We start from the raw sequence: 10,744 nt of genomic DNA, 5'->3' as shown, positions 1-10,744 counted from the left end.
GCTGAGCTACGCGCGCACTGTAATTCCTGCTAAAGAATTATTGTGAAGCTTATCACATTCCATTTCTTACGAAACAAAAAAAGCCCTAAGGGCATACAATGAATGGCGGTGAAGGAGGGATTCGAACCCTCGATACGGCTACAAACCGTATACTCCCTTAGCAGGGGAGCGCCTTCAGCCTCTCGGCCACCTCACCGTTGTATATTCACTGTTTTATCTCTTGCAAAGGAGATAATGGTGCGCGCGGGAGGATTCGAACCTCCGACCGCCTGGTTCGTAGCCAGGTACTCTATCCAGCTGAGCTACGCGCGCACTAATTGTTTCTTTACCTAAGTAAGTCAACGTCTCAAGAATGGCGGTGAAGGAGGGATTCGAACCCTCGATACGGCTACAAACCGTATACTCCCTTAGCAGGGGAGCGCCTTCAGCCTCTCGGCCACCTCACCGTCTTGAGGAGGCACATATTACGATTTACCAAAAATATGTCAAACATTTTCTTGGCAAAAACTGCAAAAAAAACCTCAACCGTTGCCTATTTAATCAAAGCGTTGAAAAATCGCACGTTAAAGTCGAGATTGACGCCTCGAATAGCAGTGTAACTGAAAAAACATCGACAAATTGCGAGGTAGGTTTCATTTGAAAGTTTCTCGTTCTTATCTACTTAATTACGCGCACAAAAAAGGCCAGCAAATTTGCCAGCCTTTTCTCAAACACTACCCAATTAGTAGTTGCCTGTTGTAACGTTGCCGTTACCTTTCTCTGCTTGAATGCGCATGTAGATTTCTTCACGGTGAACAGAGACTTCTTTCGGTGCATTAACACCGATACGTACTTGGTTACCTTTTACACCTAGCACAGTAACTGTCACTTCATCACCAATCATCAGTGTTTCGCCAACACGGCGAGTCAAAATTAGCATTCTTTGCTCCTTGAGTAATCTCTGAATTATCTTGCTACGAAACCATTATCAACAAAAGTTATATTTTCGTAAACTGTCTATTTGTTTATTTAACCAAAATGCATCTGATTTTGCTGAAATAGTTCGGTTTCGTGCTCCGTTATATATGCATCATGAAGTATGTTAGCCGCTTTCTCAACTACAGTTGGACACAAAACCAGCATTAATGATCGCTGCTCTGTAAAATGATGATGAACATCGATTCCATGATCTAATAGTAACTCGATCGACGCCGACAGCACTCTTTGCGCTTGAGTACCAACAACTGTGAGCAAGCTTACCGCCTCACTATTACGGATTTTCTCATCAAAAACTAGCCCTAACTTGGCGTAAGCATCTTGTTTAATGACCACTCCTGTCCAATCTGTTTCCTGGATCACACTCCATATTTCAATACCCAGCATCTGGCACTGCTTTTGTAATGCTTCACTCGTCGAATGCTCAACGTGGATCATGACCAAACTGTGTTCTAATGCCAGCCCTGAAATTAAGCGTTCAGAAGAGTCTCCACTAACTAAGCTACCGTCGTTAACCTCAAACGTAGAAAGAACCCTAAGTGGCACGTTATACTGATGAGCGTATAAGACAGATGGAAGATGAAGAACTTTCGCACCTTTTCGAGCCATCTCTTTCATTGCAGGAAAGTCGATACAGTCAATTTTACGAGCATTTTTTACCACTCGCGGATCACATGTATAAATGCCATCGACATCTGTAAATATTTGACACTCTTGTGCCTCAAGCGCACCAGCCAGAGTAACTGCACTAGTATCAGACCCACCTCTTCCGAGTGTAGTGATATCCCCTTTGGAATTAATACCTTGGAAGCCTGCAACTATCACGATCTGTTCATCGTTCAAAAGCTCAGTAATAGGTCCGGTATCAATATGTTTAATTGCCGCGTTATTATGATGATTATCAGTCAATATTTTAGCTTGAGATCCTGTCAATGATGTCGTGCTATACCCTAATTTACTCAGGATCATAGCAAGTAGAGCCATCGACATTTGCTCACCAGCTGAAAGTAATACATCTAGCTCTCTTGCATTAGGCACGTCATCAACTTCTAGAGCTAAATTTATTAAACGATTTGTCTCACCTGACATAGCAGAAACGACAACCACGACATGGTTACCATCATTTTTTGCTTTAATGATATGTTCTGCCACCACATGCATTCTCTCTATAGAGCCTACAGATGTTCCACCAAATTTTTGCACAATTATGGGCTTTTTCACCAGCCTTCACCTTCCTAGGACCGCAGTCGCATGAATTAACACATCTAAATCGATAGTAGATTTAGTTCAAAAAAATTAACCAAGTAGTCTAACTTCGACAATTAGACCACTTGGTTAATCTCAATAAATTATGCCCAATCAAATTATCTTTGATTGGGCATTAACTTTAGAGGTTAAATGTAATTATAAACGCTCTTCTAACCAAGCTTGAACAGATTGCAATGCTTCTGGTAAGGCTTCTACGTCTGTACCGCCCGCTTGCGCCATATCAGGACGACCACCACCTTTACCGCCAACTTGCTCTGCAACCATTTTAACTAAATCACCCGCTTTTACTTTGCTAGTCAGGTCTTTCGTCACACCAGCAATTAGACCCACTTTATTATCAGCAACGTTAGCAATAAGAATAATACCGCTACCAATCTGATTTTTAGTATTGTCTAACATTGTACGAAGGTTCTTGTTATCCGCGCCTTCAAGAGCAGCAACTAACACTTTCACACCGCAAATATCGGTCACTTTGCCCATAATATTGGCACTTTCTGCTGCTGCCATTTTATCTTTCAGCAACTGCATTTCTTTTTCCAAAGATTTCGCTTTTTGTGCTGACTCTGCAATTTTCGCTTCATAAGCTTTGTTTTGAGAGTCAATAAAGTCTAAAGCAGAATCGCCAGTAACCGCTTCAATACGACGAATACCAGCCGCGATGCCGCCTTCAGAGGTAATCTTAAATAGGCCGATATCACCAGTATTATTCGCGTGAATACCACCACAAAGCTCAGTAGAGAAATCTCCCATAGAGAGTACGCGAACTTCTGCATCGTATTTTTCGCCGAATAGCGCCATCGCACCTTTTGCTTTCGCGGATTCAATATCCATAATATTGGTTTCAATAGTATGGTTACGACGAATCTGAGCATTCACTAAGCGTTCTACTTCTTTAAGCTCTGCTGGCGTTACTGCTTCAAGGTTTGAGAAGTCAAAACGAAGGTTATCCGCTTTAACTAGTGAACCTTTTTGTGCAACGTGATCACCCAATATTTGGCGTAACGCTTCATGTAATAAGTGAGTTGCTGAGTGATTAAGAGAGATCGCAACACGACGCTCTGCATTCACATTAGCTGACACGTTATCTTCTTTTGCTAGAACGCCTTCAACCAACTCACCATGATGAGCAATAGCATTTCCTAGCTTCTGTGTATCAACAACTTTAAATACGCCAGATTGAGTGTTAAGTGTACCCGCATCACCACATTGACCGCCTGATTCTGCATAAAATGGGGTTTGGTCCAGAATGACAATCGCCTTATCACCTGCACTTAATGTTTCAACTTCATCAGCATCTACGAACATAGCAACAATCTTGCTGTCACCTTGAGTCGCTGTGTAACCGCAGAACTCAGTATTGCTATCCACTTTTATTGAAGCATTGTAATCCGTATTAAACTGACCTGCTTCACGTGCACGTTGACGTTGAGCTTCCATCGCTTTTTCAAAGCCAGCTTCATCAATCGTAAATTCACGTTCACGTGCAACATCGTTAGTCAGATCAGCAGGGAAACCATAAGTATCATAAAGTTTAAATACGGTTTCTCCATCTAGTACTTTGCCATCAAGATTGTCTAAAGCTTCGTTAAGAATCACCATGCCACGCTCAAGAGTGCGGCTAAAGTTCTCTTCTTCAATGCGTAACACTTTCTCAACTAGCTCTTGCTGTTTCTTCAACTCTTCGCCTGCTGTGCCCATTACTTCAGCCAATGGACCAACAAGTTTGTGGAAGAATGAACCTTGTGCACCAAGCTTATTACCATGACGAACGGCACGACGAATGATACGACGTAGAACATAGCCACGGCCTTCATTTGAAGGCATTACGCCATCAACAATCAAGAACGCACATGAACGAATATGGTCAGCGACTACTCGTAGCGATTGATTTGACAGGTCTTCATGCCCTGTAATTTCAGCCGCTGCTTTAATTAATGTTTGGAATACATCAATTTCATAGTTTGAGTGTACGCCCTGCATAATTGCAGAAATACGCTCAATGCCCATACCTGTATCGACTGATGGTTTTGGCAATGCTTCCATTGTTCCATCAGCTTGACGGTTGAACTGCATGAAAACGTTGTTCCAAATTTCAATGAATCGGTCACCATCTTCTTCTGGAGTACCTGGGCGGCCACCCCAAATATGTTCACCGTGATCATAGAAGATCTCAGAACATGGACCACAAGGCCCAGTGTCACCCATTTGCCAGAAGTTATCTGACTCAAACGGTTTTCCACCTTTTTTATCTCCGATACGAACAATGCGATCAGCAGGGATGCCCATCTCTTTATTCCAGATATCGAATGCTTCATCATCGGTTTCGTATACAGTGACAAGTAGACGCTCAGCAGGAAGCTGAAGAACTTCGGTTAGAAATTCCCATGCGAATTTAATCGCGTCACGCTTAAAGTAATCACCAAAACTAAAATTGCCCAGCATTTCAAAAAAGGTGTGGTGACGAGCGGTAAAACCAACATTTTCGAGATCGTTATGCTTACCACCAGCACGAACACAACGCTGAGAGGTTGTCGCACGAGTGTAGCTACGTTTTTCAAGTCCTAAGAAACAATCTTTGAACTGGTTCATACCAGCATTGGTAAATAGTAACGTAGGGTCATTAGCTGGAACTAATGATGAACTATCTACAATTTGGTGTCCTTTGCTTTCAAAGAACTTAAGGAACGCGCGGCGTACCTCATCGGTGCTCATGTACATGCAGCTCTTCCTGAAATATTCGAGTTAGTATTTTTACATATTGTAAATTGAAATGACTAGGCGAGCAAAAGATTATGCGTTGTGGTGAGAAATAGGCAGGGTGCTTTAAGAGATTCAATAAAAAAGCACTAAGCGATGAATATGAAAAGCTGCAATCACACTATAAAGTCGATGTTTAAAGTCTGCTTTTATTCTTTTCAAATACAACAAAGCCCTGCATTGCAGGGCTTTGATATCATTAACAATTAAAGAGCGAACACTCTATAACTCTTCGTTTTCAGGTGACTCAGTCCCTGTCTCTTCTTCCACGACAACTGGTGTTAACAGTAGATCTCGTAGTTTAGTATCGATTTCAAGTGCAACTTCTGGGTTCTCACGTAAGTATTTACCCGAATTCGCTTTACCTTGGCCAATTTTATCGCCTTGGTAGCTGTACCATGCACCCGCTTTCTCAACTAATTTATTTTTAACACCTAAATCAATCAGCTCACCTTCACGGTTAAAACCTTTTCCGTAAAGAATTTGAGTTTCCGCTTGTTTGAACGGTGCTGCAATCTTGTTTTTAACAACTTTAATGCGAGTTTCATTACCCACAACTTCATCGCCTTCTTTAATTGCGCCTGTACGACGAATATCAAGACGAACTGATGCGTAGAATTTAAGCGCGTTACCACCCGTTGTGGTTTCTGGGTTACCAAACATGACACCAATCTTCATACGAATTTGGTTAATGAAGATACACATACAGTTAGACTGTTTTAGGTTACCCGTTAGTTTACGCATTGCTTGAGAAAGCATACGTGCTTGAAGCCCCATGTGGCTATCGCCCATTTCGCCTTCAATTTCAGCTTTAGGTGTTAGTGCAGCAACAGAATCGACAACCAATACATCAATCGCACCAGAACGCGCAAGTGCATCACAGATCTCTAATGCTTGCTCACCAGTATCTGGTTGTGAAACAAGCAATGCATCGATATCAACACCTAGCTTTTTCGCATAGATAGGATCAAGAGCGTGTTCAGCATCGATAAATGCACACGTTTTTCCAACACGTTGCGCAGCAGCGATAAGCTCTAATGTTAGAGTAGTCTTACCTGAACTCTCAGGACCGTATACTTCTACGATACGTCCCATAGGTAAACCACCAGCACCCAAAGCGATATCTAACGCTAATGAACCTGTAGAGATTGTCTCTACGTCCATTGTGCGGTTGTCGCCTAAACGCATGATTGAGCCTTTACCGAATTGTTTCTCAATTTGGCCCAATGCTGCTGATAGTGCCTTTTTCTTATTATCGTCCATCACTTTCTCCACGCGATCCACATTCAGTGGCAGTGTTTTAATCTGGTAAGACACTCAGGGTTATCTAGGTGTCAGTAATTGATTTTTATTATACTGTTGATTCATACAGTGTCTATACCTGTATGAAAATAATTTTGTTTTAGTTCAAACTAACCGATCAAGCTCTCAAAGAGATGGTGAACTCTAAGACGACTTTTCTCGTAAATGATTTTGCATAACGATCAGCGCATGCTCAATAGCCAGCTTGCGAACTTGATCTCGGTCTCCAATAAAATGACACGTTTCTACGTTTTGCCATTGATCTTTATCTGCCCATGCAAAGCAGACGGTACCAACAGGTTTACCCTCAGTTCCACCACCAGGGCCTGCAATACCGCTAATTGAAACACCAATCGTTGCATTAGAATTTAGAAGAGCGCCTGTTACCATTTCAATGACAACAGGCTCACTCACCGCACCATAGGCATCAAGAGTATCAGGAAGTACGCCAAGCATTTCCATTTTGGCTTCGTTACTGTAAGTCACGAACGCTCGATCAAACCACGACGAACTGCCCGCAATATCTGTAATTGCAGTCGCAACGCCCCCACCAGTACATGATTCCGCCGTAGTCATCACTTGATGATGTGCTAACAGCAATTTGCCGACTCTTTGGCTTAATAATCTAATAGATTCCATGGTGTAAAACCTTATTTCATCTTTTCGCTCGGATTCGATTCACGTATCCTAAGCCTCAACAGAACTAAACTAAAGAAGTGGCCCGTGAAAGTCGATCAAAAACACACTCCGATGATGCAACAGTATCTAAAATTGAAAGCAGAAAACCCTGAGATCTTATTATTCTATCGCATGGGTGATTTCTACGAACTTTTTTATGATGATGCCAAACGTGCTTCGCAGCTGTTAGAGATCTCACTGACGAAACGTGGTGCTTCAGCTGGTGAGCCAATTCCAATGGCTGGTGTGCCATTTCATTCGATTGAAGGTTACTTAGCTAAATTAGTTCAGCAAGGTGAATCCGTTGCGATATGCGAACAAGTTGGAGACCCTGCGACCAGTAAAGGCCCTGTTGAGCGAAAAGTCGTTCGAATTGTCACCCCCGGAACCGTCACAGATGAAGCGTTACTTTCTGAGCGTATCGATAATTTAATTGCTGCCATTTACCAACAAAATGGAAAGTTCGGCTATGCGACTTTAGATATTACTTCAGGTCGTTTTCAGCTAACTGAGCCTGAAACTGCAGAGGCCATGGCTGCTGAACTGCAACGAACTTCGCCTCGTGAACTTCTATTCCCTGAAGATTTTGAAGCCGTTGATTTAATGGCTAACCGCAACGGTAATCGTCGTCGTCCCGTGTGGGAATTTGAATTAGATACCGCTAAACAGCAATTGAACCAGCAATTTGGCACTCGTGATTTAGTCGGCTTCGGAGTAGAAAATGCTCACTTAGGATTATGCGCGGCAGGTTGCTTGATCCAATACGTTAAAGACACTCAAAAAACCGCTCTGCCACACATTCGTGCGCTTACTTTCGATCGCCAAGATCACTCGGTGATCTTAGATGCGGCGACACGTCGTAATCTTGAGATCACTCAAAACCTTTCTGGCGGTTTCGATAATACGCTCGCGGAAGTTCTCGATCACACCGCAACACCAATGGGTAGCCGAATGCTTAAACGCTGGCTACATCAACCAATGCGAAATCTGGACACTCTCGATCAACGCTTAGACTCTATTGGTGAAATCAAAGAGCAAGGCTTATATGCTGACTTACAACCGATCTTAAAACAGATTGGTGATATTGAGCGTATTCTGGCTCGTTTGGCACTGCGTTCTGCCCGCCCAAGAGATATGGCAAGGTTAAGACATGCAATGCAGCAACTACCAGAACTAGAAGCTAACTTGCAATCGTTACAAAACCCTCATCTTATTAAGCTGTCACAAGAAGCGGCGCCTTTAGAGTCGGTTTGTGAATTATTAGAGCGTGCAATCAAGGAAAACCCGCCCGTTGTGATCCGAGATGGTGGCGTCATTGCAACAGGCTATGATGAAGATCTTGATGAATGGCGAAAACTGGCAGATGGCGCGACAGAGTATCTTGAAAAATTGGAAGCTGATGAACGTGAGCGCCACGGCATCGATACTTTAAAAGTCGGCTACAACAATGTGCATGGTTTCTTTATTCAGATAAGCCGTGGTCAAAGCCATTTAGCACCCGCTCATTACGTTCGTAGGCAAACCTTAAAAAATGCAGAACGCTACATCATTCCTGAGCTCAAAGAACATGAAGACAAAGTGCTCAGCTCAAAATCTAAAGCACTTTCTATTGAGAAAAAGCTTTGGGATGAGCTGTTCGATCTTCTGTTGCCAAGCCTAGAGCAGCTACAAAATTTATCCGCTGCGATTTCTCAACTCGATGTACTGCAAAACTTAGCAGAGCGAGCGGAAAGTTTGGATTACTGCCGTCCAACCTTAAAAGAGAAGCCTGGGATCCACATTCAAGCGGGTCGTCATCCCGTTGTTGAACAAGTCATGACTGAACCCTTCATCGCAAACCCAATCGAATTACACTCAGAGCGAAAAATGCTGATTGTAACTGGGCCAAATATGGGCGGTAAATCGACCTATATGCGTCAAACCGCACTGATTGCGTTAATGGCTCACATTGGGGCTTATGTTCCCGCAGAAGCCGCTGAAATTGGCTCAATCGACCGTATATTCACTCGAATTGGTGCATCTGATGATCTTGCTTCTGGCCGCTCTACCTTTATGGTTGAGATGACTGAGACTGCAAATATTCTGCACAACTCAACCCCAAATAGCTTAGTGCTTATGGATGAAATTGGTCGAGGCACCAGCACTTACGATGGCTTATCTTTAGCATGGGCGAGTGCAGAGTGGCTCGCGAGTCAAATCGGTGCCATGACATTATTCGCTACTCACTATTTTGAGTTGACCGAACTTCCAAAACTCTTGCCTCATTTAGCGAACGTTCACCTAGATGCTGTAGAGCACGGAGATAGCATCGCGTTCATGCATGCGGTTCAAGAAGGTGCCGCAAGCAAATCTTACGGTTTGGCAGTCGCGGGATTAGCGGGCGTTCCTAAAACCGTGATAAAAAATGCGAGAGCGAAATTAACGCAGTTAGAAATGTTGGGCAATCAGCCTGAAAACACTAAATCAAGCAAAGTCGATATTGCGAACCAACTGAGTTTAATTCCGGAACCAAGCGAGGTAGAAGAGGCATTAGCCAACATCGATCCCGATGAACTGACACCTCGCCAAGCGTTAGAGGAACTTTATCGTCTTAAGAAGCTAATTTAGCGGCGATAGGATCTCTAACGGCAATAGGATCATCGTGTTCTAAATGGGTTAAATAATGTAAAAAGGCTAGAATATATGATCTTCTAGCCTTTTCTTTATCTGAACAAGATTGATTTAGAAGAGTGTTAATCTGTTTCGATATTGAATAGGTTTTCCATGCTCAGACCTTGTTTAATCAGGATCTCACGTAAACGGCGTAGACCTTCTACTTGGATCTGACGCACTCGTTCGCGAGTTAAGCAAATTTCACGCCCCACTTCTTCTAAAGTAGATGGCTCATAGCCTAGCAGCCCAAAACGGCGAGCTAACACTTCTTTCTGTTTTGGATTCAGTTCATCTAACCAGTCAATCAATGACGACTTAATATCATCATCTTGAGTGGATACTTCCGGATCAGAATTATGTATATCAGGGATGATATCCAGAAGTGCCTTTTCACCATCACCACCAATTGGAGTATCAACAGAGCTGACACGCTCATTAAGGCGCAGCATCTTGCTTACATCATCGACAGGTTTATCTAGCTGGTTTGCGATCTCTTCTGCTGTCGGTTCATGATCAAGCTTTTGTGACAATTCACGAGCGGTTCGCAAATAGATGTTAAGCTCTTTTACGACGTGGATTGGAAGACGAATAGTACGAGTTTGGTTCATCAACGCACGTTCGATCGTTTGTCTGATCCACCATGTTGCGTATGTTGAGAAACGGAAGCCGCGTTCAGGATCAAATTTTTCAACGGCGCGGATCAAGCCTAAGTTACCCTCTTCAATAAGGTCAAGTAGTGCTAAACCACGGTTGCTATAGCGGCGAGATATTTTCACAACAAGACGAAGATTACTTTCGATCATACGTTTACGAGCGGCTTCATCACCGCGTAGCGCACGTCGGGCGTATAAAACTTCTTCTTCTGCTGCGAGGAGTGGAGAAAAACCGATTTCTCCGAGATAGAGTTGCGTGGCATCTAGGCTTTTCGAGGAAACTTCAAATTCCTCTTTCGCCTCTGCCTTCTTGGCTGAGGTTGGTTTAATTTTTTGCGCATCCATCGCTTTATTATTTAGACCAAATTCTTCAACTTTTTTTGCTGCATTGCTTATACCCATAACGCCTCCCCTGGCGAGTTAGCAAGACATGACCACTAAATATGCCGCTAAATTGC

7 protein-coding genes and 3 tRNA genes are annotated in these 10,744 nt (G+C 43.1%); 1 reads left to right on the top strand and 9 read right to left on the bottom strand.

Going from position 1 to position 10,744, the window contains the following annotated elements:
• Positions 1-103 precede the first annotated feature (103 nt).
• The 8 genes from FCV43_RS16835 to FCV43_RS16800 all read right to left on the bottom strand — a co-directional run bounded on the left by FCV43_RS16835 (position 104) and on the right by FCV43_RS16800 (position 6,942).
• Positions 104-196, bottom strand: a tRNA-Ser gene (locus FCV43_RS16835).
• Positions 197-235: 39 nt separating this feature from the next.
• Positions 236-312 (bottom strand) — tRNA-Arg (locus tag FCV43_RS16830).
• Positions 313-353: 41 nt separating this feature from the next.
• Positions 354-446, bottom strand: a tRNA-Ser gene (locus FCV43_RS16825).
• Between the two features lie 275 nt (positions 447-721).
• Positions 722-919, bottom strand: coding sequence for a carbon storage regulator CsrA (csrA, locus tag FCV43_RS16820; protein ID WP_017054190.1), 198 nt, complete (start codon positions 917-919; stop codon positions 722-724).
• Between the two features lie 89 nt (positions 920-1,008).
• Entirely contained in the window at positions 1,009-2,196 is a 1,188-nt protein-coding gene (locus FCV43_RS16815) for an aspartate kinase (RefSeq protein WP_017054191.1), read from the bottom strand.
• Between the two features lie 183 nt (positions 2,197-2,379).
• The gene (gene alaS / locus FCV43_RS16810) at positions 2,380-4,962 is read right to left on the bottom strand and encodes an alanine--tRNA ligase (RefSeq protein ID WP_017054192.1); all 2,583 of its coding nucleotides are present in this window, start codon (positions 4,960-4,962) and stop codon (positions 2,380-2,382) included.
• A 261-nt stretch (positions 4,963-5,223) separates the two neighbouring features.
• Complete coding sequence (gene recA / locus FCV43_RS16805) at positions 5,224-6,264, bottom strand: recombinase RecA (RefSeq protein WP_017054193.1); 1,041 nt, start codon at positions 6,262-6,264, stop codon at positions 5,224-5,226.
• Positions 6,265-6,447: 183 nt separating this feature from the next.
• Positions 6,448-6,942 (bottom strand): CinA family protein, encoded by a 495-nt coding sequence (locus tag FCV43_RS16800; RefSeq protein ID WP_136995822.1) that lies wholly within the window; start codon positions 6,940-6,942, stop codon positions 6,448-6,450.
• Between the two features lie 84 nt (positions 6,943-7,026).
• Here FCV43_RS16800 and mutS point away from each other — a divergent pair, with 84 nt between their 5' ends.
• Positions 7,027-9,588, top strand: coding sequence for a DNA mismatch repair protein MutS (gene mutS / locus FCV43_RS16795; protein ID WP_136995821.1), 2,562 nt, complete (start codon positions 7,027-7,029; stop codon positions 9,586-9,588).
• Between the two features lie 125 nt (positions 9,589-9,713).
• On the opposite strand, the gene rpoS is transcribed toward mutS, so the two are convergent.
• Positions 9,714-10,688, bottom strand: coding sequence for an RNA polymerase sigma factor RpoS (gene rpoS, locus FCV43_RS16790; RefSeq protein ID WP_017054196.1), 975 nt, complete (start codon positions 10,686-10,688; stop codon positions 9,714-9,716).
• Positions 10,689-10,744 lie beyond the last annotated feature (56 nt).

It is taken from the genome of Vibrio genomosp. F6, from assembly GCF_005146325.1.
GTDB lineage: Bacteria > Pseudomonadota > Gammaproteobacteria > Enterobacterales > Vibrionaceae > Vibrio > Vibrio cortegadensis.
This window is presented reverse-complemented; position numbering and strand designations above follow the sequence as displayed.